Here is a 26573-nt window from a genome sequence, read left to right on the forward strand (position 1 = left end):
GCCATGAGCAGGTGAAGCGCACCGAAGTCCGCAAAGCCGCGGACGATGCAGCCCAGAAGAAAGACGGACGCATGGCCAAGAGTTCGGCGGGGTTCAACGCCCAGTCCGAGATCCCCAGCGCCTCGGTCGCCCGGCTGGCCACCTACCTCCACGTTCTGCGTTCGCTGAGCGAGAGCGGCGCGATGGTGGTGTCGTCCGGTCAGCTGGCCACCGCAGCCGGGGTCAATCCGGCGATCCTGCGCAAAGACCTGTCCCATGTCGGGTCGGGCGGAGTCCGCGGCGTCGGTTACGACGTCGGCCGGTTGATCGCCCGCATCGCCTTGGCCCTCGGAGTCGAGCACAATCACAACGTGGTGCTGGCCGGCGCCGGCCACCTCGGCAAGGCACTGCTGGGCCGGGTGGGGTTCGAGCGACGCGGGATCAAGATCGTTGCCATGTTCGATGCCGATCCCGAGCTGGTCGGGACGACGATCACCGCGGCCGAGGGCGAGTTGGCCGTGCGGGCGCTCGACGAGATCGGCGACATCTGCCAAGAGCACGGGGTGGAGATCGCGGTCCTCGCGACCCCCGACGCCGACGCCCAGGCCACCTGCGACGCATTCGTCGAGGCCGGGGTGCACCAGATCCTGAACTTCACCGCGCTTGCGCCGCGCGTCCCCGAGCACGTGTACGTGCGGCCGGTGGACTTCGCGCTCGAGCTGCAGGTGATGGCCTTCAACGCTGCCCGACGGCACAACGCGGAGTCCGCGGTCGTGCCACGTGAGCAGCGCAGCAGTGGACGTGCCCCGAGGAGTGGGGCGAAGACGAGAGCACGATCAGATCAGAGATCGGTGGGCGTGTGAGTATTTTCCTGTTCGGCGTATCGCATCGGAGCGCGCCGGTACCGATCCTCGAGCGACTCGCCGTCACCGACGACGACCGTCCGAAGATCATCGACGATCTGCTGGCCAGTCCGCAGATCAGCGAGGCGATGATCGTCTCGACGTGCAACCGCGTCGAGGTCTACGCCGTGGTCGACGCCTTCCACCCGGCCCTCGAGGCCGTGGGTGAGGTCATGGGCAAACACTCGGGCATGACGGTCAACGAGATGACCAAGTACGCCTACGTGCGGTACTCCGAAGCCGTTGTCGAGCACCTGTTCTCGGTCGCCGCGGGCCTGGACTCGATGGTGGTGGGCGAGCAGCAGATCCTCGGCCAGATCCGGTCGTCCTACGCCAGCGCCGACGCGAACCGCTCTGCCGGGCGAGTGCTGCACGAGCTGGCGCAGCAGGCGTTGCGGGTGGGTAAACGCGTACACAGCGAGACCGGGCTCGACCGCGCCGGTGCATCGGTGGTCTCGGTGTCGCTCGAGCGCGCGCGGAGCATTCTCGACGATGACATCACCTCTGCCGTTGTCCTGGGTGCCGGCGCGATGGGTGGCCTGGCTGCCGCCCACCTGGCCCGATCCGGGGTGTCGGAGCTGGTGGTCGTCAACCGCACGTTCGAGAAGGCGCAGCATCTGGCGGCCAACGTCACCAAGAATCACGGCATCCCCACGCGGGCGGTGCGTTTCGACGACATGACCGACGCGCTGATCGGCGCCGACGTGCTGGTGACCTGTACCGGCACCATCGGCGCGGTCGTCGGTGTCGGTGAGGTGCATTCGGCGCTCGCCCGTCGCGAGAACAACAAACCATTGGTCATCTGCGACCTGGGATTGCCTCGTAACGTCGATCCTGCGGCCGGTCGGCTACCCGGTGTCCACATCATCGATATCGAGGGTCTGCGTGGCGATGAGGCCACCAAGGCCGCCGATGCCGACGAGTTCGCCGCCCGCGAGATCGTTTTGGGTGAGCTGGCCGACTACCTGATGCATCAGCGTCAGGCCGAGGTCACCCCCACGGTCACCGCGCTGCGGCAGCGGGCCGCCGAGGTGGTCCAGGCGGAGATCCTGCGACTCGAGAGCCGGTTGCCGGGTCTGGACGACCCGCAGCGCGACGAGGTCGCCAAGACCGTCCGGCGGGTGGTCGACAAGTTGCTGCACGCGCCGACGGTGCGGGTCAAACAACTCGCGAGCACGCCGCAGGGCGACACCTACGCCGAAGCTCTTCGCGAGCTCTTCGAACTCAAGCCCGGTGCGGCCGAATCGGTGTCGGCACCAGAGGTCGGGCTCGGGGACACGGCCGGACTCGGCGACACAGACGGAAAGGCCCGGTAGGACTTGAGCACCGACGAGACGAGTCCGATCCGGATCGGCACCCGTGGTTCGTTGCTGGCCACAACCCAGGCCGGCGACATCCGCGACGCACTGATCAAGGCCGGCCATCCTGCCGAACTGGTGATCATCAAGACCGCAGGCGACCTGTCGGCCGCACCGGTCCAGCAGATCGGCGTCGGGGTGTTCACCACGGCGATCCGGCTGGCGTTGACCGCGGGCGAGGTGGACGTCGCCGTGCACTCATACAAGGACCTCCCGACGGCCCCTGAACCCGGGCTGCACATCGCAGCCATCCCGCCCCGCGAAGATCCACGAGATGCGCTGGTCGCAGCGGGTGGCAAGGTGCTCGGCGAGCTACTGCCGGGAGCCACTGTCGGCACCTCCGCGCCGCGCCGGGCAGCGCAGCTTAGAGCATTGGGTCTCGGTTTGGAAATCCGCCCCCTACGAGGCAACCTTGATTCTCGGTTGGGCAAAGTCGCGAGCGGCGAACTCGACGCGGTGGTAGTGGCTCGAGCAGGACTGGTACGCATCGGACGGGCCGACGAGGTCACCGAAGCGCTGGGTCCGGTTCAGATGCTGCCGGCGCCCGCACAGGGTGCCTTGGCCGTGGAGTGCCGCGCAGACGATGCCCGACTGGTGAGCATTCTCGCCGAGTTGGACGATCCGTCCACCCGTGCGGCGATTGACGCCGAACGTGCGGTGCTGGGGGCCCTCGAGGCCGGATGCACCGCGCCGGTCGGTGCGATGGCCGAGGTGGTCGAGTCGATTGACGAGGACGGGCGCATTTTCACCGAGCTGTCGCTGAGGGCGACGGTCGTGGCCGAAGACGGATCGGACGCGGTCAAGGCCTCGGTGGTGGGTCCGGTGGAACGGGCAGCCGAACTGGGCCGAGAACTCGCCGCAGAACTGCTGGATCAGGGAGCAAGACAGCTTCTCTAGAAACAGTGGGCCGAGCTACAGCCCCACGGGGCAGGAGTTGCTGAGCATGAGCCGTAACAAAAAGGCCACCACCCCCGGTCGCATTCTCTTTGTCGGGGCAGGCCCGGGCGATCCCGGACTGCTGACCGTCCGCGCCCGGACCGCGATCGAGAACGCCGTCACGGTGTTCATCGATCCCGACGTGCCGTCCGCGGTCGTCGAACAGATCGGTGTCCGCTGGGGTGAGCAGGCCTCATCGAAGAGTTCGTCGACCGGTGCGACCCGCTCGGGCAAACAAGACATTAGCGGCGGCGAGCAACGCGATTCGCAGGGGGGTGATCCCCAGGACGCCGACGGCGCTGCCGCAGCCGGGGCGGGTGCCGATTCGGCAGACGACTCGATGGGCAATGTGCGTCCCGCGCTGGGTGATCCCGCCGAGGTCGCCAAAACTCTCGTCGCCACCGCCAAGGACGGCCACGACGTCGTCCGGCTGGTGGCAGGCGACCCCCTGACCACCGATGCGGTGCTGGCCGAGGTCAATGCCGTTGCCCGCACCCAGGTGCAGTTCGAGGTCATCCCGGGACTGCCCGCGACGGCCGCTGTGCCGAGCTACGCGGGTATGCCGCTGGGTTCGGGACACACCGAGGCCGACGTCCGCGGAGAGGTCGATTGGGCGGCACTCGCTGCCGCTCCCGGACCTCTTGTGCTCCACGCCACCTCGGGTCATCTCGCCGAGACCGCCAGTGCACTCACCGAGCACGGCCTGGCCGCGCAGACCCCTGCCGCCATCACCGTCAACGGCACCACTTGCCAGCAGCGCACCATCGAGGCGACGCTGGCCACGCTCAACGAGAGCGGAAGCGCCCTCACCGGACCGCTGATCGTCACCATCGGCAAGGTGGTCACCCAGCGCGGCAAGTTGAGCTGGTGGGAATCGCGCGCACTGTACGGCTGGACCGTTCTGGTGCCGCGTACCAAGGATCAGGCCGGCGACATGTCGGATCGGCTGGTCACGCACGGTGCCATCCCGATGGAGGTCCCGACGATCGCGGTCGAACCGCCGCGTAGTCCTGCCCAGATGGAACGTGCCGTCAAGGGTCTGGTCGACGGCCGTTACCAGTGGGTGGTGTTCACCTCGACCAACGCCGTGCGCGCCGTCTGGGACAAGTTCGCCGAATTCGGTTTGGATGCACGGGCTTTCAGTGGCGTGAAGATCGCCTGCGTGGGCGAGGCGACCGCCGAGAAGGTTCGCGGTTTCGGAATCAACCCCGAACTGCTGCCTTCGGGTGAGCAGTCGTCGCTCGGTCTGCTCGAGGACTTCCCGCCCTACGACGACGTGTTCGATCCGGTGAACCGAATCCTGCTGCCCCGTGCCGACATCGCCACCGAGACGCTCTCGGAGGGGCTGCGTGGCCGTGGCTGGGAGATCGACGACGTCACCGCGTACCGCACGGTCCGCGCCGCGCCACCGCCCGCCGAGACCCGCGAGATGATCAAGACCGGTGGCTTCGACGCGGTCTGCTTCACCTCGAGTTCCACGGTGCGCAACCTGGTGGGTATCGCGGGTAAACCGCACGCCCGCACCATCGTTGCGTGCATCGGCCCGAAGACGGCCGAGACCGCAACCGAGTTCGGCCTGCGGGTCGACGTGCGGCCGGAGAACGCATCGGTGCACGAGTTGGTGGACGCGCTCGCCGAGCACGCCGCTCGCCTGCGTGCCGAAGGTGCGCTGCCTCCGCCGCGCAAGAAGGCCCGCCGCTCACGCTCGTAGGCTGGAGGACATGACCTCACCGATCGATCGTCCCAGGCGTCTTCGAACCACTCCGGCCATGCGCCGGATGGTCGCCGAAACCTCCTTGGAGCCCAGGCATCTGGTGTTGCCGATGTTCGTGGCCGACGGGATCGACGAGCCGCGGCCCATCAGCAGCATGCCCGGGGTCGTCCAGCACACACCGGATTCACTCCGCAAGGCCGCGGTCGCCGCAGTGGAATCCGGTGTGGGTGGTCTGATGCTCTTCGGTGTTCCTGCCGAGGGCGACAAGGATGCCGTCGGGAGCGTCGGGACCGATCCGGATGGGGTGCTCAATTCGGCTCTGGGCCTACTGAAGTCCGAGCTCGGCGACTCGACTGTCCTGATGGCCGACACCTGCCTCGACGAGTTCACCGACCACGGGCACTGCGGTGTGCTCGCCGATGACGGCACGGTCGACAACGACGCCACCCTGGCGCGCTACGCCGAGATGGCTGTGGTGCAGGCGCAGTCGGGCGCGCACCTGGTGGGGCCGAGCGGGATGATGGACGGCCAGGTGGCCGTGATCCGTTCGGCACTCGACGATGCGGGATACACCGACACCGGGATCCTCGCCTACACCGCCAAGTACTCATCGGCCTTCTACGGCCCGTTCCGGGAGGCCGTCGGCTCGTCGCTGCGTGGCGACCGCAAGTCCTACCAGCAAGATCCCGCCAACCTGCGCGAGGCGATGCGCGAACTCGAACTCGACCTGTCCGAGGGCGCCGACATCGTGATGGTGAAACCGGCCATGTCGTACCTGGATGTGTTGCGACGGGTGGCCGACGTGGCCGATGTCCCGGTCGCGGCCTACCAGATCTCGGGGGAGTACGCGATGATCACCGCGGCGGCCGAGCGCGGCTGGATCGACCGCGATGCCGCCATCCTCGAGTCACTCACCTCGATCCGCCGCGCCGGTGCCGACATCGTGCTGACGTACTGGGCGCACGAGGTCGCCGACAAACTCCGCCGACCGGGCCGATAACCCCGCCGACCGGGCCGATAACCCCGCCGACCGGGCCGATAACCCCGCCGACCGGGCCGTCAGGGTCCGTTCGCGGCTCATGGCCGGGCGAGCGTTTGTGACGCCCGCGCGCAGCCGCCCGCCCGACCTCTAGGCTGGTGCCCATGTCCGTGACTCCACCGCCCTACAGCCAGGGCCCGTACGGCGGCTCCTCGCCCGAGTCACCGAGCAAGCCGGTCCTGGCCAGCCCGATGGCCATCGCCACCGAACTGTGGGCGCTGATCATCGTGGCGCAGTGCGTGGTTTTCGGAGGTCAGTACCAAGTGGCCTTCGACGCCGCCGACGAGGTGTCCCGAGATATGCCCGAGGGCGAGCTCCCCGATGGCGCCATCTGGGTGGTGTACGTCATCGTGGGGCTGACCCTGGCCGCGGCGTTCGGGGTGCTCGCGTGGCTTGCCCGGTCCGGGCGCAATTGGGCCCGCCTGGTTCTCGGTTTCGTCAGTTTTTATCTCGTTGTGCAGACGGTGTCGGCGTTCTTCATCGAGGAGGCCGATCATTGGACGATGATCCCGACCGTCATCGGCGGAGTCGCCGCACTCGGCGCGGGTGTCCTGCTGATGCATCGGGACTCGGACAAGTACTGCAAAGAGATGGCGGCGTGGCGAAAGAGTCAGTCGCACAAGGGCGGGCAGGCGCCGTGGTCGCAGGGCCCGCCGAGTGGGTATCCGCCCAACCCCACTTATCCGAACCCCTACCAGCAGTACCCGCAGCAGTCATATCAGCAGCAGTACTACGGGGCGCCGGGGTACCCGCAGGGTGGATACCAACACCCCGCCGGTCCGGACAACAGCACGCCCTCGGAGCCCGGCAACACCGATCCGAGACGTTCTGACGACGCCGGATCAGATACAGGAGAACGCAAGTGAGCACCGAGTCCGTGAACCCGGGCGTGCCCCCGAACACCGTCGTGTGGGCGTATCGGTTGTGGCTTGCATCCGGCGTCCTGCTCGCGCTGTGGGGTCTGTTCCAGATCGCCCTGGTGCGAACCGGGACCAGCGTGGTCTTCGGGGTGTTTTTCATCCTTGTGGGGGCGGCCCTGGTGTGGGCGGGTCGGCAGGCGTACGCCGGTGACCCGCGCTGGCGGTCGGCGGTCTCGGTCCTGACGCTGATGCTCGTCGCCATCGGGATCTTCGCCTCGATGCTCTACTCGCTGCCGATGGTCCCCGCACTGCTCTTCGCGTTGATCGGACTGTCCGGTTCGCTGACCGCCAACCGCCCCACGTCCGAGCCCTGGTTCGCTCGCCGGTGAGGGGACTGCGCCGATGAGTGACGAGACGCCCGACCACGAGCCCGAGACGCCGGAGACCGAAGGCGAGGTCTTGTTCTACGAACCCGGCGGCAGTTGGTGGGTGGTCACCATTGGCCCGCTCCTGTGTCTTGCCCTGCTCATCGTCGAGATCGTCGGCGAAGGCAAGGTGCACTGGCTCGCGCTGCTGGTCTTCGCCGCCATCATCGGCGGGTTCTCGCTCGTCCAGGTGTACGCGGCTCGGTCACACGTCACGGTGCGACTCACCGAGATGACTCTGCGTCAGGGCGCGCAGACCATCGCCCTCGACGAGATCGATGAGATCTTTCCGCAGAACAACAGCCCCGAACATCAGAAGTGGGAGAGCGCTCCTGCCCTGGGTGAACTGACTGCCGTGCCGCGGCGACGCAAGGGTGTGGGCATCCAGTTGCGCAGCGGCCGATTGGCGCAGGCGTGGGCCCGTGACGTCGACCGTTTTCGTTCGGAACTGACCCAGGCTCACCAGGCGATCGCCCTGGGGCTCGGTCCGAAGAAGTCCACTTCCCTTCAGAAACCCAAGCCGAAACCGAAGAAGTCCCCGCCACCGGTACGTGGTGACGAGGACTCTTCGTAGGTACAGCTCTAGCTGAGCTGGTCTTCGACCATCGCTGTCTTGAGCAGTTCCTCTGGCACCGCGAACCCGTCGACGAGCGTGCGCGCATGCGGACGCAGTGCCGCACACAGGTCGTTGACGCCGCGGCGGATCGCTTTGGCGCGTTCCACCGAGATGTGCCGGTGCATCAGGAACCATTCGAGGTCTGCTTCGAGAGCCGAGTAGACGTACAGGTCGCAGACCTTGCCGAGCAGTTCGGTTCCGGCCTTGCTGTCGCACTTGTCGATGGCCTCGATGAACGACTCGAGCACCACCCGTTCGATGTGCGCCGTACCGACTTTCAGCAGATGGTCCTGGGCCCCGTTGAACACCTCGAACGGATCGGCGTCGTCGTCGGTCGCCCGACGCAACCGGTTGGCGCAGGTCCGCAGGAGATGGTCTTCGCGGTTGCGGAACAGCCGGATCTGGGTGCCGCGGTTGGTCAGCTCGGACTCTTCGGGATCTTCGCCCGAGGTGTCCATCAGGGTCTGGACCACCTGGCGCGCAGCGGACTTCTCGAGGAACACGTCGCGGGCCATCCCCGCGATGAACCGTGCCCAGCCGACGGTGTTGAGTCCGCGAACGTCTTGCGCGTACGCCGACAGCAGTTCTTTGGCGACGAGCTGCGTGAGGACTGTGTTGTCGCCTTCGAAGGTGGTGAACACGTCGATGTCGCCGCGCATGATCGACAGCTGGTTCTCGTCGAGGTAGCCCGCGCCACCGGTGGCTTCACGGCAGACGTTGATGGTGTGCGAGGCATGCCAGGTGGTCATCGCCTTCAGGCCGGCGGCAGCGCCTTCGAGTTGACGCTGACGGTCTTCGTCGAGGTCTTCGGCGGACTGCAATTCGTGCAGTTCCTCGATGATCTCGTTCTGTGCGAACGCGAGCGCGTACGACTTCGCGATGAGGGGCATCAGCTTTCGCTGATGTGCCAGGTAGTCCATGATCACGATCTCGTCGTCCGAGTCCGGCTGTTCGAACTGCCTGCGCACCAACGCATACCGGGTCGCGATGGTCAGCGCTTTGCGGCCTGCGGCGCCAGCCGTGGCCGCGACACTGACCCGGCCCCGGATGAGGGTGCCCAGCATCGTGAAGAACCGCCGGTTCTCGTTCTCGATGGGCGAACTGTAGGTGCCGTCCTGGGCGACGTCGGCGTAGCGGTTGAGCAGGTTCTCGCGGGGGATGCGCACGCGGTCGAAGACGATGCGGCCGTTGTCGACCCCCGCCAGGCCGCCCTTGTATCCGCAGTCGCTGGTGGTGATCCCGGGGAGATCGTTGCCGTCGTCGTCACGGAGCGGGACCACAAAGCAGTGCACGCCTCGGCCGGTCGGTTCCTCGTCGGGACCACCGGTCACCAGCTGGGCGAACACCGCCGCGACCTTTGCATGCTCTGCCGCGCCGCCGATGTAGTCCTTACGTGCCAGTTGGGTGTCGGAGTTGACGACGAACTCGCCGGTGGCGGTGTCATAGGTGGCCGTGGTCTGGATGGCCTGCACATTGGAGCCGTGTCCGGTCTCGGTCATGGCGAAGCAGCCGAGCACATCGAGATTGATCAGGCCGGGTACGTACTTCTCGTGGTGGACATCGGTGCCGAGGTTCTCCACCGCGCCGCCGAACAGGCCCCACTGGACTCCCGCTTTCACCATCAGCGACAGATCGGCGTAGCCGAGCAGTTCGATCGCGCTGATCGAGGCGCCGATGTCGCCGGTGCCTCCGTGCTTCTCCAGGAATCCGGCGCGGGGGAACCCGTGACCGGCCAGTTCACGCATGATCTCGAGGATGCGAGCACGGGCCTGGTCCAACGGCAGCGACGGGTCGGGTAGCAATTCGGAACGGTTCAGCTGCTCTCGCACCGCTTCACGGGTGGACCGCCAACGCCCGTCGAGTGCGATGCGCAGGTTGTCGACCAGCAGCTCGGTGTCTTCCTCGGGGGTCTGCTTCTCGGGTAGATCTGCGGTTCGGACCTCGGGATCGATGTCCGTTGCCGTGAAGGTGTCCGCTTCGTTCGCCGTCATGGATCCGATGTTACCCACGGGTAAGGACTTTGAACCGGCAGTTCCGCAAACCCTCGGGGGCACCCGTACGGGCGGGCATCAGGACGCTGTGACGGTGATCGCTTCGAGCCGCTCCATGATGAACTCACCTGCGACAACCGGGGGTTGGCCGTGTGCTGCACCGACCGGTGGGCCCAGTGGGGTCACCACCGCATCGTGATCGAGTTCATAGAAGAAGATGAGCGACATCAGGTCTTCGTCGGGAGCGTCGGCCTGCGGAGGCAGCACGCGGTGGCGGCCTGCCGGCCATCGTCCGCCCGTCCAGTATTCGAGGAGATCTCCGATGTTGACGGTCAGGGCCTCGGGGTCGTAGGGGGCGTCCGCCCAGCCGCCTTCCTCGGTATAGACCTGGAGACCGCCGGACCCCGGTTCACGGTCGAGAACGGTGACGGTGCCGAAGTCGGTGTGCGCCCCGATCCGGAACTGTCCTTCCTCGGGACGACCCACCTCGGTCAGGGCGGGGTAGTGGTTGATGTTGGAGGTCCACGTGGCTCGCTCGGCCCGGCCGAGGAAGTCATGTCCGGCATCGAGCCCGAGCGAAGCGCTCATCAGTGCGAGCAGATCGTCGGACAGCAGCTTCATCTGACGGCAGTACTCGGTGAACAACTCCTCCAGCTCGGCCACCTCCGCAGGCCACACGTTCGGCGGGAACCACGCGGCGTCCACCACCGGGTCACCGGTCGGGGTCTGCGCACCGCAGTTGTAGGTCTCCTTGAGGTCGGGTGGCGTCTCGCTCCCGTCGGCAGAACCGTTGGCCTCCATGCCCGGTCCGATCCATCCGCGACCACCGACGGCCACCGCGTACCGGCTCTTGACGTTGGCAGGAAGAGCGAAGAACCGGCGCGCGGCCGCTCGGAGGTCGGCGGGAAGCGCCGGATCGATACCGTGGCCGGTGACCAGCAGGAAACCTGCCTTCTGCAGGCTCTCGTCGACCGCCCGGCACAGTGCCTCGGCTGCGTCGCCGCCCCGGCGCCACTGTGAGATGTCGACGGTGAGAATCGGGCTGCTCATCGGTCGGTCTCCTCGGCGACGCCGATGTCTTCGTTCCACAGCCCGGGGTTGCCGTCGATGAAGTCGGCCATCATGGCCACGCACCGTGGGTCGTCGACCACGGTGACCGACACACCCAGGTCGGCAAGCCAGTCCTCGCCGCCTTGGAAGTTCCGGGTCTCACCGATGACCACCGAACCGATGTCGAACTGGCGGATGAGGCCGCTGCAGTACCAGCACGGCGCCAGCGTGGTCACCATGATGGTCGATCGGTAGTCGCGTTGCCGCCCGGCGTTGCGGAAGGCGGCGGTCTCGCCGTGTACCGACGGGTCATCGTTCTGCACGCGCATGTTGTGACCACGTCCGAGGAGTGTTCCGTCGGCGGCGAACAGTGCGGCCCCGATCGGGATCCCCCCCTCGATCAGACTCTGCTGGGCTTCGGCGTAGGCGGTCTCGAGCAGCGTTGCGGGCGAGACGTCGATGGAGGTGCTCATGGGGACCAACGCTGCCCGTCGTGCGCAGGTGGGGCAACTGACATAGTGTCGCGGCACCGGGGGCTACCGGCGTGCAATTCGTCGGTGACGAGAGGCGAGCGACAATGGTTCTGGCGTTACACGAGGTCCTCGACCGACACCTGGCGGCAACAGATCCGCAGGTGCTCAGCGGGCACGGACGGCTCGGCAACGAAGTCCGCTGGGTGCATTCCAGTGAGATCTTCGAGATCGGTCCGCTGCTGTCAGGTGGTGAACTCCTGCTCACCACGGGACTCGGACTGGCGGGCACCGACGCCGGTACGCGTCGCCACTACATCCGCGAGCTGGCCACTCGCGACGTCGCCGGTGTGGCAGTGGAATTGGGCAGAACCTTCGACGAGGTCCCCGACGAGATGATCCGCGAGGCCTCGTCGGTGCAACTACCGCTGATCGCGCTGCACACCGTGATCCCGTTCATCGACCTGTGCCGTGCCGCCAACACCGACATCGTTTCGCGCGAAGTAGGAGTGCTCCGCCGACGAGGTGAACTCGACGCGGCGCTGCACGCGCTCATGGCGGCCGGTGCCGGTGCCCCGGCGATCGTGAAGGCCATCGCGGCTGCCATCGGTTGCCCACTGGTGGTGTTGGGCAAGAACAATGCGCTGATGGCCGCCGAGGGTGTGGACGACGACCATTCGGCGTGGCAGGTGGTGGACGCGCAGTCCGCGTCGGTGCCGGTACAGTCGCGCGGCCAGGTCATCGCGACATTGGTCGCGGGTCCGTCGTCGCTCGATGCGGACACCATGATGTCGCTTCTCGACCTCGGTGCCGGACCGCTGGGTGTGGCGCTGTCGATGTCGCGCGAGCTCGGAGGGCTGCGCCATCGGGCCGCGGCCACTCTGATGTCCGATCTGCTCGATCGACGGGTTGATCGCCGTCCTGACCTCATGATGCGTTCTCGGGCAGCAGGTTTCGACCCGGCGGGCGCTGTCTGCATCGTTCCGGTGGCGATCTCTGCCCCGGCGCCCCGGATGGCCGCGCAGCTGACGGCGACCGTGACGAAGAAGCTGGCCGTGCAGTCGCTGCACGCCGACGTACATGCGACCTCCTACGCGCTGTTCGCCATGACCGATCAAGCCCGCGACCAGATCACCCGGGTATGTGCGGCATTCGCCGGAATCGTCGGTGAGGCAACGGTTGTGGTGGGAAATGCTGCGCGTGTCGACGCCCGTGACCTGTCCGACGCCTTGCTGACCGTACGGCGAGCACTCGCAATCGCATCCGGGTCCCGTCGGGCGATGGCCCGTCACACCGATGCGGTTTCCTCGGTTCGCGCGCTCGCGGCCGAACTCGCGGTGGAGACTCTCGACGCCGCGGTCCGCGACGACCTGGTGACCTCTGTCGGGCCGCTGGTCGAATGGGATCGGACCCACGGGTCAGAGCTCACCCACACCCTTGAGGTGCATCTTCGACATGGTTGCAGCGCAACACGATCCGCTGTTGCCCTGCACTTGGGCAGGCAGAGTCTGTATCAGCGTCTGGAACGGATCCGGGAGCTGCTTGGATTCGACTTCGCAGCGCCCGAGACGTACCCGTCGGTGTTGCTGGCCCTCTGCGCGCACCGCAGTGCGGTGCGATCGGCCTCCGGTCAGGAGGACTGATAGTCGCGACGAATCTTGCTGCGCGACAGCACGAAGTATCCGGTGAACGCGATGACAAATCCGGCGAAGAACGTGATGTCTCCCAATTCGGGGACGGCCTCGGCGACAAAACCGACATATCGTTCCTGGTTGCTGAAGAGCAACACCGAGGCGACGAGCGCGATCAGGAACGCCGACAGTCCGCCCCAGTTCGTGTACTTCGGGTCGTACAGCATCGCGGCCACGGCACGGTTCCGGCGAAGGATCTGGTCGGCGAACACGATGCCGAGCCACGGGCCGATCCAGTAGGCGACGATCAGCAGGAAGGTCTCATAGGACTCGGCGGCGTCGGCCAGCGCCCACCAGGCAACCAGGAATCCCACGACTCCGAACACCACGGTGACGAGCGCCCGCTGAATACCGAGCGACATCTTGAATCCCATGGTGACAAAAGCCATTCCGCCGGAATAGAGGTTGATCGCGTTGGCCGCGACCGCCCCGACCGCGATGGCCAGCAACGTCAGATCCGCCACGACCGACGGCAGGTGCCCGGTGAATGCGTCGGTGGGGCTCTCCGCATCCGAGCCGATCGTCACCGACGCGGCGCCGACGGCCATCAGGGCCGTGGTGGACACGAACAGCCCTGACGAGGCGAAGAATCCGGTCTTGAACCGGGACACGGTCGCGGGAAGGTAGCGGGTGAAGTCGGCCGCGTAGGGGGTCCATCCGGCGGTGTAACCAAACGCCGTACCCACGGTCAGCAGGAAGCCGCCGAGTCCGGCGCCGCCGTCGGTGGCGGGTGCGCCGAGATCGGCCTTGCTGAAGATGATGACGCCGGCGATCACGAACACGATGGCGAGAAGCGGCGCGGCAATGCGTTCGAACCCTTGGACGAGGTTGTGTCCGAAGAACGCAAAAGCTGTCTGCGCCAATACGACGATCAGGAGTGCCAGCACCGACGGGAGACCGAACAGCGTGTTGAGGGCCAGCGCTCCGCTGACGCTGTTGGTCGCGAACCAGCCGACGCCGCACATGACGGTCATGAACGCGGCGGGCACGATGTTGCCGCGGTAGCCGAAACCCAGGCGGCCAAGAACCATCTGCGGCACTCCGTGCAGCGGGCCGCGAGCGGAGAGGGCGTAGTGAGCGAGGGCGCCGAGGAGGTTGCCGAGAGCCACCGCGGCGAGGGCCTGCCAGAAGCTGAGACCGAAGTAAAGCACCGACAAGACCCCGACGAAGATCGTCGCGAACTCGAGATTGGGCGCGGTCCACGTCCAGAACATGCTGCGCGGTTTGCCGTGCCGGGCCTCGAGCGGGATGAACTCGTTGCCGCCTGGTTCGACCGCAAGCACTTTGCTGCCATACGAGCTGGGCGCCGCGTCGGCGACGGGCTCTGTTCGGGGAGTGGTCGATGTCATTGCGTCACGGTCCCCTACCCGCAGGTGCCGCGGCAACCTACAGAACGTCCGCTGGCGTGGTGTCCCGGGCGGGCGAACTGTCGGCCCATCGGGCGGGGCTCAGTGACAGGTGGTTCATATCCGACGGCCGGCCGGTTGATGCTGCGTGATGCAGTGGATGCCCCCGCCTCGCTCGAACAACGGCCGCGCGTCGACCGTGCGGATCTCTCGCCCCGGGTACACCTCGGACAGGATTGCCGCAGCCCGTGCGTCATTCGGATCGTCGAAGCTGCACGCGATCACGGCATTGTTGACGACGAGGTGGTTGATGTAGCTGTAGTCCACCGGTCCCTCGTCGTCGGTCAGGACCGTGGGGGCCGGCACGTCGATGATCCGCCACCCGGGTTCTGCCGCAGCGATCACCTCTCTGATCCGAGCGCTCACCGCGTGATCGGGGTGGTCGGGGTCTTGCTGGTCGTGCACCAGCACCACACCTGGCGACGGGATGGCCGCGACGATGTCGACGTGTCCACGGGTGCCGAACTTCTGGTTGTCGCGGGTGAGGCCGTACGGCAACCAGATCGCACTCTCGGCGCCGATCGTCCGCCGCAGCTCGTCCTCGACGTCTTCACGAGACCACGTGGCATTGCGGCCCTCGCCCAACTGCACCGATTCGGTCAGCAGCACCGTGCCGTCACCGTCGACGGCGATTCCGCCGCCCTCGTTGACCATCGGCGAGTCGATGCGTTGCGCCCCAGACAGCTCGGCGATCAGCGCGGCGATGTGCTGGTCTTTGTCCCATCGCGCCCACGAGGCGGCGCCCCAGCCGTTGAACACCCAGTCGACGGCTCCGAGGGTGCCGTCCTCGTCGAGCACGAATGTGGGCCCGATGTCGCGCGCCCAGGCGTCGTTGAGCGGAGCCGCGACGATCTCGACGTCGCGGGAGAGATATCGCCGTGCCGCGGGCAACTCGTCCGGGTCGACGAGCATCGTGACCGGTTCGAACTCACAGATGTTGTGCGCCACCGCCGCCCATGTCCGGCGGGCTTCATCGCGCGCGGCGTCGGTGTCGCCGAGTGAATAGCCGGGTGCCGGGAAGGCCATCCACACTTTCTCTTGCGGAGCTGTTTCGGCGGGCATGCGCCACTGCGACATCACACGTCTCCGGCGCCGAAGTGGCCGTGCGTCGCAACCGGATCGACAAGACGACCATAGGTGTCAGGCCGCCGGGTTTTCAGGAACGGGAACAGTGTGAGCCAGTCCCGGCGCTGGGCGAGGTCGAGTTCTGCGACCAGCACGGCAGGTTCGTCGCGCGGCGCCTGGACAAGGATGCGGCCGTACGGGTCGGAGATGAAAGACGAACCGTAGAAGGTGATCTCGCCTTCGTTCCCGGTGCGGTTGGGCACCACCATGAAGGTGCCGTTGGCGATCCCGTTTCCGACGATCACCTGCTGCCACAGCGGCTGGGTGTCGAAGTCGGGGAAATCGGGCTCGGAGCCGATGGCAGTGGGGTAGACGATGATCTCGGCCCCGGCCAGCGAATACGCGCGTGCGGCTTCGGGGAACCATTCGTCCCAGCAGGTCGGCATCCCCAGGGTGGCGTCGAGCCCGGCCGGCGAGTGCACGGGGTACGGGTCGGGTCCGGCGGGTCCTGCCCGGAAGTATGTGTCCTCGTAATAGCCGGCCGTGATGGGGATGTGGATCTTGCGTGTCTTGGCCACCAGCTCACCGGTCGGTGAGACCAGGATGGCGGTGTTGAACCCGAGGCCGTCGTCGTAGGTGGTTCCGTTCTCCGTCGAGTTCTTCTCGTACAGCGACGCGTGCAGGAAGATGTTGTGTTGTCTCGCCATTGCCGAGACGAAGGCGAATGTGGGCCCGGTGTCGAGATCCTCGGCGGACTCGCCCGGGTTCGCGCCACCTCGGACGAACGCCGGATACCGCAGCAGGGTGATCTCGGGCAGGCACACCAGGCCCGCCCCGGTGTCGGCGGCCATCTCGACGCCCTGGGCGAGTTCGGCCAGCAGGGCATCGGTGTCGGGCTGCCAGCGATGCTGCACCAGACCCACCCGTATCGGTGCACGCCCTGAGTCGGTGTCCCGGCACAGTGACGGCGGCGCCGTCAGGGCAGTGATGAGCTGCATGATGTCCTTTCCCGGACGGCGTCGCCGATCCGGTGTGTGTCACTGCGTGTTTGCCGGACTACGTCAGTGCGATGTACTTCGTGGTCAGGTATTCGTAGATGCCCTCTGATCCACCCTCGCGCCCGATCCCGGATTGCTTCACGCCGCCGAAAGGTGCCGCGACATCGGAGATCACGCCTCGGTTGATCCCAACCATCCCCGACTCGATCTTGTCGGCCACCCTCAGCGCCCGGTCCAGGTCCTGGGTGTAAAGGTAAGCAGCCAAGCCGTATTCGGTGGAGTTCGCGGCCTCGATGGCGTCGTCCTCGGTGGTGAACGTACTGATGACGGCGACGGGACCGAAGATCTCGTTTCGCACGATGTCCGCGTCTGCCGGCACCTGGTCGAGAACCGTCGCTGGGTAGTAGCACCCCGCGTCATCGGTCGACGTATCCGGCGTGACGGAGCTCGGCAGGTTCTCCGGATCGGCGCCGAGGCGCACCCGGGCCCCATCCGCGACCGCGGCCGCGACAGCCTTCGCGATGGACGTCTGCTGTTTGGTGTTGACCATCGGGCCCAGGGTGGTCTTCGGGTCGTAGCCGGGCCCGAGGACCATGGCCTCCATCTTCGCCGTCAGCGCCGCGGTGAACTGTTCGGCGATACCTTCCTGGACGAGAAAGCGATTGGCTGCCGTGCAGGCTTCGCCACCGTTGCGGGTCTTCGCTGCGAACGCACCTTCCACCGCCTTGTCCAGATCGGCGTCGTCGAACACGAGGAAGGGTGCGTTGCCACCGAGCTCCATCGACGTCCGCTGAACGTTCTCGGCTGCCTGTCCGAGCAGGCTCCGGCCGACCGGGGTGGACCCGGTGAAGCTGATCTTGCGTACGCGGGGATCGGCGATCAGCGGCTCGGTGACGTCGGCTGCCTTGCTGGTCGGGAGAATCGAGAGCACACCACCGGGAAGTCCTGCCTCGCCGAGCAGCTTGGCGAGGTACAGCATGGTCAGCGGGGTCTCCTGGGCGGGCTTGACGATCATCGTGCAGCCCGCGGCCAGCGCCGGACCGATCTTCCTGGTGCCCATGGCAAGTGGGAAGTTCCACGGTGTGATCGCCAGCGCCACCCCGACGGGGGCGTGGGTCACCATGATCCGTCCGGAGCCGCCCGGCGACGGGGCGAAGCGGCCCGAGACCCGGACGGCCTCTTCGGCGAACCACCGAAGGAACTCGCCGCCGTAGGTGATCTCGGATTTCGAATCGGGCAGTGCCTTGCCCATCTCGAGGGTCATGATCGTCGCCATGTCGTCGGCGTGGTCCTGGACCAAATCGTAGGTGGCGCGCAGGATCTCCGATCGCTTGCGCGGCGCGGTGGCAGCCCACTCGTCCGCCACTGCGAGCGCGCTCTCGAGGGCGGTGTTCGCGTCGTCGGGCGTGGCATCGGCCACGCGGACCAGGGACGTGCCGGTGGCCGGGTCGTCCACCGAGAACGTGGAACCGTCGGATGCGTCCACCGAAGCCCCGCCGATCCACAGACCCGTGGGGACCTGGTCGAGGAGCTCGCGGAAGTCGGCAACAGGATCAGTCATGACAGTGTCCTCCAGATGATTCGAGCGATGTGGATGATGTGGGGTGACAATGCGCGCTCGGGCTCGGTGCGACATCCAGGGATGGGTTGCGGTCGAAGAAGCCGAATGGCTTGAGCCAGAACGAGACCGTGTCGGCGGGCATGATCGGCCAGTCCTCGGGCCGGGTGATGTGGTGGATGCCGAAGGTGTACCAGAGCACCACGTCGGTGTTGTCGATGCTGCGGTTCGCCTTCGTCCATTCGCCCAGCCCCTTGTCGGTGGCCGACTGGTTCACGAATTCACCTGCAGGCCAACGTTCGTCGGGACTGTTCGGGGTGACCCACACGGTATGGCCGATGACCTCGGCGCGCGCGAACACCGGTGAGGCCGGGTCGAACATGGCAGGGATGGCGTCGCCGGGGACCAATTTGTAGGCAGGATGGGTGCCCAGTCCGTTGGTGGTGTTGGTGTTCACCACCTTCCACGCTCGCTGGGTGGACCAGTTCATGTCCTGCTTGCCCTCTTCTTCGGTTCTTAAAGGGGTGTTGCGCTGCACCAGTGACAGGCCGTAGGGATTGGCCGGACCCATCGGCTCGATCTCGGTTTCGCTGGCGTAGACGGTGTTCTGGGTCCCGTCCACGTCGAGGTCGAGGCGGGCGACCAGGAAATGCTGATGGAACGGTGCATACGTGCGTTCGTCCACCAGGGTGCCGTGCGGGTGCGTCGCGCCGGGTGCGATCGGGGTGGTCACCATGATTCCGGTGGCGCGCACCTCGCACTCGATGTTGCCGTCCTGGTAGAAGCGCCAGTAGACGAGGTACTCGTAGTTGGCGACGGTGACATGGAACGACACCGTGAGCCGGCGCATTCGGCGAACCTCCGCGCCGGCGTCGTGATCGACATGTTTCCAGAGGACCGCGTTGTCCTCTTCGTGGATGCAGATCGCATTGGTGATCGTGTACGGCTCGCCTTTGCTGTTGTGCAGCACAGCATCCAGGTAACGGATCTCACCGAGGCAGTCGCAGCCGAGTTCCAGCGAGGTGGTCATGAAGCCAAGGCCCCACTCGCCGATGTCGAATGCTGTTCGGCGGTAATGGTCTTCGCAGTGATCTCGGTACGGCACCATCATCTCGGCAAACGACAGCCGATGGGCCACCGAGCGATCGCGGCCACCGTCGTTGTAGGTGACGGCGTGCAGGGTCATGCCCTCGCGGTGGTTGAATCCGACGCGCAACGACCAGTTCTGCCAGGTCAGCTTGTTGCCCTCGAGGGTGAACGAGGGGCCGTCCGGCTGGGTGATCTCCAGGGGCTTGAGTGGCGGTCGGCGGGATTCGGCCCGGATACGCTCTGGGATCCGGCCGGGCACGTACTCGCCCATGACATTCGGCGGATCCACGCCGCCGTTGTCCTCGATCTCGAGCAGTTCCATCGTGTTGAGGTCGATGACACAGTGCAGTCCGCTGACCGGGTGGGCGTAGGGATTGGCTCCCGGTTCGGACCTGAGCCAGGTGTCCGACCACCCGAGCCGCCTGTCCCGGTACTTGTCCGGGGCCACGGCGTCGCCATAGGTCCAGGTGTCCATGAACACCAGCCCGAGGTCGGTGATCCCGCGCTTCTTCAGGGCAGCGATGACATCTGGGTGGCGCCGCAGCACCTGGTCGCATTCTTCGAACTCGTCGACGGTGAAGTTCGCCTGTACGCCGGGGATGTGGGTGAAGGATTCGACCGCATCCTCGGTCAGTGAGACAACCGCCTTGTAGGTGGCGTTGCGCGTCGTGTCCGAGCAGGTGACGATTCCCTTGCGAGGGGGCCGCGGGCCTCCCGTCGCGTGGTCCGACAGAGCTTGTTTGCTGGGCTCGAGCAGCTCGATCGAATGGAACCGCCAGCCCTCGGCGACGCCGTGGTCTCGTGCGAGTAGTGCTGCCGTCGAACGGAATTCGTCGGCGCTGAAAGGGTCGAGGGGATGGCTGGTGGCCTCGGTTCGGCCGGCTACCGGATCAGTGGACACGCGCTGCTCCTGTCGACCCCGGTCAAATCGCGCAGGCAGTTCTCGAGTACGTCGAGCCCGTCGTTGAGCAGTTCGTCACCGATCACCAGCGGGGGCAGGAGCCGGATGACGTTGCCGTACGTACCGCAGGAGAGCAACACCACACCGTGTGCGAGACAGGCCGCCACCAGAGCCTTGGTCAGCTCCGGATTGGGCGTGTTCGTACCCGGTTGCACGAGTTCGATGGCCAGCATCGCTCCTCGTCCCCGGACGTCGCCGATCTCGTCGGTGACCGAGGCCATCGCCCGCAGTCGTCCGACGGCGATCTCTTCGATCTCCCTTGCCCGTCTGGGTAGATCGAGTTCGGCCATCACGTCGAGGGTGGCAAGTGCAGCTGCGCAGGCCACCGGGTTACCGCCGTACGTGCCTCCGAGACCACCGGCATGCACTGCGTCGAGCAGATCGGCGCGCCCGGTGACTGCGGACAACGGCATACCGCCGGCGATACCCTTGGCCATCGTCACCAGATCGGGCACCACGTTCTCGTGTTCGCTGGCGAACCACGCACCGGTGCGGGCGAATCCGCTCTGCACCTCATCGGCGATGAACACAATGCCGTTCGAGGCGGCCCAGTCTGCCAGTGCGGGAAGGAATCCGGGGGCGGGCACGATGAAGCCGCCTTCGCCCATCACGGGCTCGATGATGATCGCGGCCAGCTGATCTGCCCCGATCTGCTTGTCCATCATCGAGATCGCGCGGGCCGCCGCTTCCGGACCGTCGAGTCCGTCATGGAAGGGATAGGACCCGGGTACTCGGTAGACCTCCGGGGCAAAGGGTCCGAAACCATACTTGTAGGGCATGGTCTTGGCTGTCAGCGCCATCGTCAGGTTGGTTCGGCCGTGGTAGGCGTGGTCGAACGCCACGACCGCGTCGCGTCCGGTGGCCAACCGAGCCACCTTGATCGCGTTCTCCACCGCCTCGGCGCCGGAGTTGAACAGCACGGTGCGCTTCTGATGGTCACCTGGTGTCAGGTGATTGAGTCGTTCGGCCACCGCGACGTATCCCTCGTAGGGCGTCACCATGAAGCACGTGTGGGTGAAATGCCGTGCCTGCTCGGCAACCGCTTCGGCGACCGCCGCGTTGCTGGCGCCCACGCTCGTGACGGCGATCCCCGACCCGAAGTCGATGAACGAGTTGCCGTCGATGTCGACGATCACGCCGCCGTCGGCGTCGGCGGCGTACACCGGCACTGTCGAGCCCACGCCGCCGGCGACGGCCATCGCGCGGCGACCCTGCAGTTCAAGGGATTTAGGTCCGGGGATTGGCGTGACGAGTGTGCGTTGCTGGGGGAGGCGGTAGGAGACCGCTGCTGTTGTCGTCATGGTCATTCCACCGAACTCATCACGTGCTTGATGCGGGTGTAGTCCTCGACCCCGTAGGACGACAGGTCCTTGCCGTAGCCGGAGTTCTTGAACCCGCCGTGTGGCATCTCGGCAACCAGCGGGATGTGGCAGTTGACCCACACACAGCCGAAGTCCATACCTGCGGTCATCCGGTTGGCGGTGCCGTGGTCGGTGGTCCACACGCTCGAGGCCAGGCCGTAGCTCACGTCGTTGGACAGCGCGATGGCCTCGGCTTCGTCCTCGAAGGTCTGCACGGTCACCACGGGGCCGAACGTCTCTTCCTGCACCAGCGCGTCGGTCTGGCGGACTCCGGTGATCACGGTGGGCTCGATGAAGAATCCCTTGTCACCGCGGCGCTTTCCGCCGGTGACCACGGTGGCGTGCGAGGGGATCGAGTCGAGGATCGACGTCACCTTGGTGAAATGGTTGATGTTGTTCAGCGGAGGAACCGTTGTCGCGTCGGCCTTTTCACTGAGCGCGGCAACGAACTTGTCGTGGATGGAGGAGTGCACGAGGATACGGGTCACCGCCGTGCAGTCCTGGCCGGCATTGAAGAACGACGCCTCGCCGATGCCGTCGACGGCCTTGTCGAGGTCTGCATCGGCGAACACTACGGCGGGGGCCTTGCCGCCCAGTTCGAGGTGTGCGCGCTTGAGTTGCTGTGCGGCGGACACCGCCACGGCGATGCCGGCCCGGACCGACCCGGTGATCGACACCATGCCCGGGGTCTTGTGTCCGACGATGGACGCACCCGTCCCACCGTCGCCGAGCACCACGTTGAGGACTCCGTCGGGCAGGATGCCCTTGGACAGCGAGGCCAGGACAAGCGTCGATTCGGGAGTGGTGTCAGAAGGCTTGAGCACCACCGTGTTCCCGGCGGCGATTGCAGGTCCGATCTTCCACAAAGCCATCATCAGGGGGTAGTTCCAGGGGGTCACCTGACCGATGACGCCGATGGGTTCACGCCGCACGTACGAGGTGAACCCCTCCATGTACTCACCGGCCGATTTACCCTCGAGGAGGCGCGCCGCACCGGCGAAGAACCGGATCTGGTCGGCGCCGACGGTCACCTCTTCGTCGGCGATTTGATCGGCCGGCTGCCCGGTGTTCCGTGCCTGGGCGGCCACGAGCGCATCGGAGTTCGCCTCGATGGCATCCGCCAGCTTCAGCAAAGCGGTCTGTCTGGTCTTCGGGGTTGTCTTACCCCAGGTCTCGAAGGCGGTGGCCGCAGCGGCCATGGCCGCGTCGATGTCGGCGGTGGTCGAGACCGGCGACGTACCGACGACCGATTCGTCGGTTGGGTTGATCAGGTCGATCGTCTCGGTGGACGACGACGCGACGAACTCGCCGTTGATGTAGTTCTTCAGGATCTCGGGCATGACGCGCGGTCACTCTCTGTCGGATGGACTCGGGTCGGATCGGACTCGGGTCGTGTGGCTCGGGGGTCGATGTGGCTCGGGAATCGATGGGGGGCAGGTGATGGTTGCCAGTGTTCGCCGCATCGATGTGGTTGCGGACCTGACAAAATGTCCATGGTCTGCTTCCCATCGGTACACTCTGTCCAACGGTCGGCGTGTTTGTGCTGGTCTGCAGCCAGGGGCTGGGCCCCGAGGAGGAAGGTGAAGCGGTTGACCACCACTGTCCGCTGGCTACTGGGTCAACGCGACCTCGATCTGCGGCTGATCGGGGGAGCCGCTGGTCAGGACCGCGACATCGACTGCGCGCTGAGTTCGGAACTTCCTGCCCCGCACGAGTGGCTCGCCGGCGGAGAGCTGCTTCTCACCACCGGTCTGCGCCTGCCTCCCACCACGGCCGGGCGCCTCGAGTACGTCCGGCTGCTGGACCGGGTGGGAGTCGCAGGTGTCGGTTTCGGTGTCGGCCTCGGCTTCGACGACGTGCCTGCCGATCTGGTGGAGGCCGCCGATCAGGTGGGCCTGCCGCTTCTCGAAGTCCCCTTGCCCGTGCCGTTCTCTGCCATCGCGCGCACGGTGCTCGACCACATCGCCGCAGAGCGCTTCGACCAATTCGTCCGCGCGTCGCACACGCAGCCGCGCATCACCCGCGCGATCATCGCCGGCGGCATGCCGGCGGTGGTGCGAGAACTGGCAGATGCCATCGAGCAGACGGTGGTGCTGCTCGACCGTGATCAGCAGTTGGTGAGTGCACGGCCACAACCGGTGTCCACCGAGGATCTGGAGTCGGTGCGGTCGCAGGTGGGACGTGACCCCGCGGCGGCCAGCGGCGTCACCCTGACCGGCGACCGGGTGATCACAGTGCAGCGGATCAGTGTGGCAGGCAACGTCTTCGGGCACCTTGCGGTCATCGGCCGAACCCCGCTCGGTGATCTCGAGCGGGTACTGGTGGGTCACGCGACGTCGCTGCTCAGTCTCGAACACGCCAAACCCGGTCAGGTGATGCGCGACCAGCAGGCGCTGAACTCCGACGCGTTGACACTGGCCATGTCGGGCCCGCCGCCCGCGGCAGCGCGCAACATCGTATTGCGCGCAGCCGACCGGGGCGGGCGTGTGCGGATCGCCGTCGCGCAGTACTCCGGGGTGGGAGGTGCACAGCAGGCTGCCACGGCGGTGGCGGTGGAATTGCAGAACCATTGGCGCCCGGTGTTCGTCGACCAGAGCGGTCCGGAGGTGGTGGTGCTCCTTCGCGGGGAGGACCAACGTTCGTTCGCCGAATCGGTGCTCGCGATGGTGGGCAGGCAAGGGGCCCGTGCGGGATTGGGCACGGTGGTCTCGGTGGACGACATCAGCGACTCGGTCCGTCAGGCTCGGCTCGGATGTGCGGTGGCCGGGGACGGCGAGGTGGTCGACCTGGCCGCACAGGGGTCGGTGCTGGCGCTCGAGCCGGTTCGCCAGGCGTTCAGCGGAGCGCACGAATCGGTCCTGGGCCCGTTGCTCGATCACGACCGACGCAACGACAGCGCCCTGGTGGAGACGCTGCGCGGATACCTCCTGGCGAACGGACAATGGGAAGCCGCCGCCACCTCGGTGGGTGTGCATCGGCACACCCTTCGCCACCGGGTGGACCGCATCGAGCAACTTCTGCGCGTCGACCTCACCGACGCACGAACCCGCGCCGAACTGCTGCTGATCCTCCTGTCCGACCCCCGCTGACCCGGTCGTTTCAGTACAGTCCTGCACGAGCCCCGCGCTCTGCACAGCCCATCGCCGCTACTGGGCGAATGGCTTGGTGAGCTGTTCGGAGACCTGCCAGATTCGTTTGGCCGCCTGGGGATCACGCAGTCGTGAGAAGAGTTTCTGTCTTCCGGGGCCACCGCTGGTGTGCGCGAGTCCGTTCGGACTGTAGAGGCCGCCAGGTTCGGCGTCGGCAGAGGTCGCAGCGTACAGCGCTGGTAGCCGGGCTGTGTCGACCGTCCCGGCCAAGATGCCTCGTTCGGAGAGTGCCTGGATGACCCTTCGGCCCACCGTTTGCTTATCGCGGCCGAGTTCGGGGTGCGCGGCGAGCAGGTTCGTCGGGGCGATACCTGGGTGGGACAGGTTGCTGGTGATGTTCCACCCGCCGGCTTGGCTACGCCGGTCGAGTTCGAGGCCGAACAGGCCGAGCGCGATCTTCGACTGGCTGTAGGCCTTCATGCCGTCATAGAAGCGTTCCCACTGCAAATCGTCCCAGTTGATGAAGCCGCTGTTGGCCGCGACACTGATTTGCGACGTCACGCGTGCGTGGCCCGCGCTCAAGAGCGATAACAGCTCAGCGACGAGTCGGAAGTGGCCGAGATGGTTGGTGCCGAACTGGATCTCGAATCCGTCGACGGTGCTCTGCCGGTCGGGCGGGGTCATGATGCCGGCGTTGTTGATGAGGATATGGATCGGCCGGCCCTCCTCGCGTAGGGATTGGCCCAGAGCCTCGACGGAAGCAAGCGAAGACAGGTCGAGCTCCCGTAGCGACACGTTTGCGGCGGGCGCCTTTTCGAGGATTGAGGCGATCGCGGCCTCGCCTTTGCCTCGATTTCGTACGGGCAGCAACACTTCGGCGCCGGCACCTGCGAGTTTGGTGGCGATGCCGAGCCCGATGCCGTCGCTTGCTCCGGTGACGACAGCGCGGGTGCCGGACAGGTCGGGGATGGTGATGTCGATAGCTGCGCGTGGCATGTGTTGTTCTCCTGGGCTCTGGTGGTTCCTTCACAGTCGCGCGTCCCGGCCGCCTTGGGCAGGGCCCGTTTATCCACTGATCGCGAAGCCGTGGATAGACCGTGCTGCGCGCGGTAGGAAGAAGGCGAACCTTGGAGGCGATGTGGTCATCGATCGGATTGGACTGGCGGACTTCTTGCGTCGCCGACGGGAGGCGCTACAGCCCGAGGATGTGGGACTGCCGCGTGGTCCGCGCCGGCGCACCAGCGGATTGCGGCGAGAGGAAGTGGCGGCGCTGTGCCACATGTCGACCGACTACTACGCGCGTATCGAACGCCAGAGCGGACCGCAGCCGTCTGAGCAGATGATCGCAGCCATCGCGCAGGGCCTGCATCTCTCTATTGAAGAGCGTGACCATCTGTTCCGGCTTGCCGGACATCAACCGCCCACGCGCGGCCCGGGAAGTGAGCACATCAGCCCTGGTCTGCAGCGCATCTTCGACCGCCTGCACGACACTCCTGCCGAGATAGTCACCGAACTCGGCGAGACGTTGCGGCAGACCGCGCTCGGCGAGGCGCTCACCGGTGACCTCACCGCCTACAGCGGCCCAGCCCGCAGCATCGGATATCGCTGGTTCACCGATCCCGACAGCCGCGGGCTCTACGCACCCGAGGAACACCCATTTCTCAGCCGTCTGTGGGTGTCGGGCCTGCGCGGGGTAGTCACCCTCAGAGGGTCCGATTCCTATGCGGCGCACTTATCCAATCTGCTGCTCGAGCAAAGCGACGAGTTCCGGCAGGTATGGAATAGGCATGAGGTCGGTCTACGCCCCCCTGGCGTGAAGAAGTTCATACATCCTGAGCTCGGCGACTTGGAGTTGACCTGTCAGACCCTGCTCGATCCAACCCAGTCGCATGTGCTCTTGGTCTATACGGCTGTCCCCGGCACACAGAGTTACGAGAAGTTGAAGTTGCTGTCAGTCTTGGGGACTCGGTGATCCGGCCGGTAAGGATGAACCCTGTCAGCAAGCGCCAACCCGG

Annotated in this window: 22 protein-coding genes; 11 read left to right on the plus strand and 11 right to left on the minus strand. The window is 66.3% G+C overall.

Translation table 11 applies throughout. From position 1 onward, the window contains the following. Nucleotides 1–11: 11 nt before the first annotated feature. The 8 genes from CSW57_RS16050 to CSW57_RS16085 all read left to right on the plus strand — a co-directional run bounded on the left by CSW57_RS16050 (nucleotide 12) and on the right by CSW57_RS16085 (nucleotide 7787). Nucleotides 12–842, plus strand: coding sequence for a redox-sensing transcriptional repressor Rex (locus CSW57_RS16050; protein ID WP_223249299.1), 831 nt, complete (start codon nucleotides 12–14; stop codon nucleotides 840–842). Further along, nucleotides 839–2197 carry a glutamyl-tRNA reductase gene (locus CSW57_RS16055; protein ID WP_099383705.1) on the plus strand — a complete coding sequence of 453 codons (1359 nt, stop codon included), beginning with the start codon at nucleotides 839–841 and terminating at the stop codon, nucleotides 2195–2197. Before CSW57_RS16050 ends, CSW57_RS16055 begins: the two co-directional genes overlap by 4 nt. Before the next feature lie 3 nt (nucleotides 2198–2200). Continuing rightward, on the plus strand, nucleotides 2201–3136 hold the full coding sequence (hemC, locus tag CSW57_RS16060) for a hydroxymethylbilane synthase (RefSeq protein WP_099383706.1): 936 nt from the start codon (nucleotides 2201–2203) through the stop codon (nucleotides 3134–3136). A 46-nt stretch (nucleotides 3137–3182) separates the two neighbouring features. After that, nucleotides 3183–4886, plus strand: coding sequence for a uroporphyrinogen-III synthase (locus CSW57_RS16065; RefSeq protein WP_099383707.1), 1704 nt, complete (start codon nucleotides 3183–3185; stop codon nucleotides 4884–4886). Between the two features lie 10 nt (nucleotides 4887–4896). Further along, nucleotides 4897–5889 carry a porphobilinogen synthase gene (gene hemB, locus CSW57_RS16070; RefSeq protein ID WP_099383708.1) on the plus strand — a complete coding sequence of 331 codons (993 nt, stop codon included), beginning with the start codon at nucleotides 4897–4899 and terminating at the stop codon, nucleotides 5887–5889. A gap of 143 nt (nucleotides 5890–6032) precedes the next feature. Then, nucleotides 6033–6794 carry a hypothetical protein gene (locus tag CSW57_RS16075; RefSeq protein WP_099383709.1) on the plus strand — a complete coding sequence of 254 codons (762 nt, stop codon included), beginning with the start codon at nucleotides 6033–6035 and terminating at the stop codon, nucleotides 6792–6794. Next, nucleotides 6791–7177, plus strand: coding sequence for a hypothetical protein (locus CSW57_RS16080; RefSeq protein WP_223249300.1), 387 nt, complete (start codon nucleotides 6791–6793; stop codon nucleotides 7175–7177). The genes CSW57_RS16075 and CSW57_RS16080 overlap by 4 nt, the downstream gene beginning before the upstream one ends. Before the next feature lie 13 nt (nucleotides 7178–7190). Beyond that, a complete protein-coding gene (locus CSW57_RS16085) occupies nucleotides 7191–7787 on the plus strand; it encodes a hypothetical protein (RefSeq protein WP_189339290.1) in 597 nt (198 codons plus the stop codon). 8 nt (nucleotides 7788–7795) lie between these two features. Here CSW57_RS16085 and CSW57_RS16090 read toward each other — a convergent pair whose 3' ends face one another. The 3 genes from CSW57_RS16090 to CSW57_RS16100 all read right to left on the minus strand — a co-directional run bounded on the left by CSW57_RS16090 (nucleotide 7796) and on the right by CSW57_RS16100 (nucleotide 11343). Further along, entirely contained in the window at nucleotides 7796–9820 is a 2025-nt protein-coding gene (locus CSW57_RS16090; protein WP_099383710.1) for an acyl-CoA dehydrogenase family protein, read from the minus strand. A 78-nt stretch (nucleotides 9821–9898) separates the two neighbouring features. Then, entirely contained in the window at nucleotides 9899–10870 is a 972-nt protein-coding gene (locus tag CSW57_RS16095; RefSeq protein ID WP_099383711.1) for an isopenicillin N synthase family dioxygenase, read from the minus strand. Then, a complete protein-coding gene (locus tag CSW57_RS16100) occupies nucleotides 10867–11343 on the minus strand; it encodes a nucleoside deaminase (RefSeq protein ID WP_099383712.1) in 477 nt (158 codons plus the stop codon). The genes CSW57_RS16095 and CSW57_RS16100 overlap by 4 nt, the downstream gene beginning before the upstream one ends. A 104-nt stretch (nucleotides 11344–11447) precedes the next feature. Between CSW57_RS16100 and CSW57_RS16105 the strand changes: the two genes are divergently transcribed. Then, on the plus strand, nucleotides 11448–12983 hold the full coding sequence (locus CSW57_RS16105) for a PucR family transcriptional regulator (protein WP_099384529.1): 1536 nt from the start codon (nucleotides 11448–11450) through the stop codon (nucleotides 12981–12983). On the opposite strand, the gene CSW57_RS16110 is transcribed toward CSW57_RS16105, so the two are convergent. From CSW57_RS16110 to CSW57_RS16140, 7 genes are all read right to left on the minus strand, one after another. After that, nucleotides 12971–14380 carry a purine-cytosine permease family protein gene (locus CSW57_RS16110; RefSeq protein WP_099383713.1) on the minus strand — a complete coding sequence of 470 codons (1410 nt, stop codon included), beginning with the start codon at nucleotides 14378–14380 and terminating at the stop codon, nucleotides 12971–12973. The genes CSW57_RS16105 and CSW57_RS16110 overlap by 13 nt on opposite strands. A gap of 114 nt (nucleotides 14381–14494) precedes the next feature. Then, on the minus strand, nucleotides 14495–15514 hold the full coding sequence (locus tag CSW57_RS16115) for an agmatine deiminase family protein (RefSeq protein WP_099383714.1): 1020 nt from the start codon (nucleotides 15512–15514) through the stop codon (nucleotides 14495–14497). Continuing rightward, complete coding sequence (locus CSW57_RS16120) at nucleotides 15514–16500, minus strand: nitrilase-related carbon-nitrogen hydrolase (RefSeq protein WP_099383715.1); 987 nt, start codon at nucleotides 16498–16500, stop codon at nucleotides 15514–15516. Before CSW57_RS16120 ends, CSW57_RS16115 begins: the two co-directional genes overlap by 1 nt. A gap of 58 nt (nucleotides 16501–16558) precedes the next feature. Beyond that, a complete protein-coding gene (locus CSW57_RS16125) occupies nucleotides 16559–18061 on the minus strand; it encodes an NAD-dependent succinate-semialdehyde dehydrogenase (protein ID WP_099383716.1) in 1503 nt (500 codons plus the stop codon). Beyond that, nucleotides 18054–20048 carry a primary-amine oxidase gene (locus tag CSW57_RS16130; RefSeq protein WP_099383717.1) on the minus strand — a complete coding sequence of 665 codons (1995 nt, stop codon included), beginning with the start codon at nucleotides 20046–20048 and terminating at the stop codon, nucleotides 18054–18056. Before CSW57_RS16130 ends, CSW57_RS16125 begins: the two co-directional genes overlap by 8 nt. Next, nucleotides 20030–21409 carry a 4-aminobutyrate--2-oxoglutarate transaminase gene (gene gabT, locus CSW57_RS16135; RefSeq protein ID WP_099384530.1) on the minus strand — a complete coding sequence of 460 codons (1380 nt, stop codon included), beginning with the start codon at nucleotides 21407–21409 and terminating at the stop codon, nucleotides 20030–20032. Before gabT ends, CSW57_RS16130 begins: the two co-directional genes overlap by 19 nt. A 2-nt stretch (nucleotides 21410–21411) precedes the next feature. Continuing rightward, complete coding sequence (locus tag CSW57_RS16140) at nucleotides 21412–22809, minus strand: aminobutyraldehyde dehydrogenase (protein WP_099383718.1); 1398 nt, start codon at nucleotides 22807–22809, stop codon at nucleotides 21412–21414. Nucleotides 22810–23049: 240 nt separating this feature from the next. Between CSW57_RS16140 and CSW57_RS16145 the strand changes: the two genes are divergently transcribed. Further along, nucleotides 23050–24558: a PucR family transcriptional regulator gene (locus CSW57_RS16145; RefSeq protein WP_442316349.1), complete on the plus strand. Its 1509-nt coding sequence runs from the start codon at nucleotides 23050–23052 to the stop codon at nucleotides 24556–24558. Between the two features lie 57 nt (nucleotides 24559–24615). Here CSW57_RS16145 and CSW57_RS16150 read toward each other — a convergent pair whose 3' ends face one another. Then, nucleotides 24616–25554, minus strand: a complete 939-nt coding sequence (locus CSW57_RS16150; protein ID WP_099383719.1) for an SDR family oxidoreductase — start codon at nucleotides 25552–25554, stop codon at nucleotides 24616–24618. 142 nt (nucleotides 25555–25696) lie between these two features. Here CSW57_RS16150 and CSW57_RS16155 point away from each other — a divergent pair, with 142 nt between their 5' ends. After that, nucleotides 25697–26530 (plus strand): helix-turn-helix transcriptional regulator, encoded by an 834-nt coding sequence (locus CSW57_RS16155; protein WP_223249302.1) that lies wholly within the window; start codon nucleotides 25697–25699, stop codon nucleotides 26528–26530. Nucleotides 26531–26573: the final 43 nt, after the last annotated feature.

It is taken from the genome of Williamsia muralis, from assembly GCF_002735905.1.
In the GTDB taxonomy this organism is placed as follows: domain Bacteria; phylum Actinomycetota; class Actinomycetes; order Mycobacteriales; family Mycobacteriaceae; genus Williamsia; species Williamsia muralis_A.

Coding starts and splice junctions, on each gene's coding strand:
- CSW57_RS16120 (WP_099383715.1), bottom strand. CDS start 16,500: ATGCAGCTCATCACTGCCCTGACGGCGCCGCCGTCACTGTGCCGGGAC.
- CSW57_RS16150 (WP_099383719.1), bottom strand. CDS start 25,554: ATGCCACGCGCAGCTATCGACATCACCATCCCCGACCTGTCCGGCACC.
- CSW57_RS16105 (WP_099384529.1), top strand. CDS start 11,448: ATGGTTCTGGCGTTACACGAGGTCCTCGACCGACACCTGGCGGCAACA.
- gabT (WP_099384530.1), bottom strand. CDS start 21,409: ATGACGACAACAGCAGCGGTCTCCTACCGCCTCCCCCAGCAACGCACA.
- CSW57_RS16085 (WP_189339290.1), top strand. CDS start 7,191: ATGAGTGACGAGACGCCCGACCACGAGCCCGAGACGCCGGAGACCGAA.
- CSW57_RS16075 (WP_099383709.1), top strand. CDS start 6,033: ATGTCCGTGACTCCACCGCCCTACAGCCAGGGCCCGTACGGCGGCTCC.
- CSW57_RS16140 (WP_099383718.1), bottom strand. CDS start 22,809: ATGCCCGAGATCCTGAAGAACTACATCAACGGCGAGTTCGTCGCGTCG.
- CSW57_RS16090 (WP_099383710.1), bottom strand. CDS start 9,820: ATGACGGCGAACGAAGCGGACACCTTCACGGCAACGGACATCGATCCC.
- CSW57_RS16115 (WP_099383714.1), bottom strand. CDS start 15,514: ATGTCGCAGTGGCGCATGCCCGCCGAAACAGCTCCGCAAGAGAAAGTG.
- CSW57_RS16100 (WP_099383712.1), bottom strand. CDS start 11,343: ATGAGCACCTCCATCGACGTCTCGCCCGCAACGCTGCTCGAGACCGCC.
- CSW57_RS16110 (WP_099383713.1), bottom strand. CDS start 14,380: ATGACATCGACCACTCCCCGAACAGAGCCCGTCGCCGACGCGGCGCCC.
- hemB (WP_099383708.1), top strand. CDS start 4,897: ATGACCTCACCGATCGATCGTCCCAGGCGTCTTCGAACCACTCCGGCC.
- CSW57_RS16095 (WP_099383711.1), bottom strand. CDS start 10,870: ATGAGCAGCCCGATTCTCACCGTCGACATCTCACAGTGGCGCCGGGGC.
- CSW57_RS16125 (WP_099383716.1), bottom strand. CDS start 18,061: ATGACTGATCCTGTTGCCGACTTCCGCGAGCTCCTCGACCAGGTCCCC.
- CSW57_RS16065 (WP_099383707.1), top strand. CDS start 3,183: ATGAGCCGTAACAAAAAGGCCACCACCCCCGGTCGCATTCTCTTTGTC.